Source organism: Clostridium sp. BSD9I1 (assembly GCF_900185645.1).
Taxonomy (GTDB): domain Bacteria; phylum Bacillota; class Clostridia; order Clostridiales; family Clostridiaceae; genus Clostridium_AK.
This window is the reverse complement of record NZ_FYAM01000022.1, coordinates 1-1,095: the sequence shown is the minus strand read 5'-3', so window position 1 is coordinate 1,095 and position 1,095 is coordinate 1. Positions and strand designations below refer to the sequence as shown.

Annotated in this window: 1 tRNA gene and 2 rRNA genes; all 3 read left to right on the top strand. The window is 33.3% G+C overall.

The window, feature by feature from the left end:
- Positions 1-127: ribosomal RNA gene (locus tag BSD9I1_RS07385) — 23S ribosomal RNA — on the top strand; the annotation flags it as partial.
- A 108-nt stretch (positions 128-235) separates the two neighbouring features.
- Positions 236-352, top strand: a 5S ribosomal RNA gene (rrf, locus tag BSD9I1_RS07380).
- 8 nt (positions 353-360) lie between these two features.
- Positions 361-436 (top strand) — tRNA-Phe (locus BSD9I1_RS07375).
- Positions 437-1,095: the final 659 nt, after the last annotated feature.

The window sequence follows — 1,095 nt, the reverse complement described above, 5'->3', positions numbered from 1 at the left end:
TCAAGATGAGATTTCCCATAGCGTAAGCTAGTAAGACCCCTTGAAGAACACAAGGTTGATAGGTCAGAGGTGTAAGTGCAGTAATGCATTCAGCTGACTGATACTAATAGGTCGAGGGCTTGATCTAATTTATTACTCTGTGCAATTTTGAGAGAACAACTCTCTAATGAAACTCTTCAGCGTAGCTGATGAGTACTCTATCTCTAGAAAATCGAAGATTTTAAGAGCTAGAGCATCTGGTGATTATGGCTTGAAGGTAACACCCGTACCCATTCCGAACACGAAGGTTAAGCTTCAAAGCGCCAATGGTACTGCCGGGGAGGCCCGGTGGGAGAGTAGGTCGTTGCCAGATAAATATATGGCTGGATAGCTCAGTCGGTAGAGCAGAGGACTGAAAATCCTCGTGTCCCTGGTTCGATTCCTGGTCCAGCCACCAAAAGCTAAGTATAGTATTATACTTAGCTTTTTTATATTTTAGCAAAACTTTGTGAGTATTGTGTATATCTTTTAAATAGCATGTTGATAGTTTTGCAATATAGATTATATATTGATATAATTTAATATATATCCAAGTAAGGTAAATATCTATATTATTTATTAAATTAGTATAGGAGGTTACCTTTTTATTTTACTGAAATTTATATAAACCGCATCACGTGTGTCAATATGCAATATCTACAGCATAATAGATAACAATCAAGTATGTTATAGCTAATTAGTTCTGATAAAGATTAGAAGTAATAGTATATAAGTTTAATCATGGTAAGATAACATTCGTTGCTGAGATAAGTGACAAACAACAAACAGTAAGACAAGCTAAAATAAAATATGTTAATAAATTTCAATTTATTACTTGACTAAATTTTAGATTGTGTGTTAATATAATGAAGCTGTTTCAAGCAGCATAGATTAGTAAACTGTTAATGAAATTAAAAAAAGTAGTTGACAAGTTTAAATAAAAATGATACTATATAAAAGTCGCTTGGAGCGACAGGGTCTTTGAAAATTGAACAGAGAATAGAAACCAGTCAATTACTTAACAGTTAAATGTTAAGAAACGCGATGAGCGAAACAGATTAAACTTTTAAATTGAGA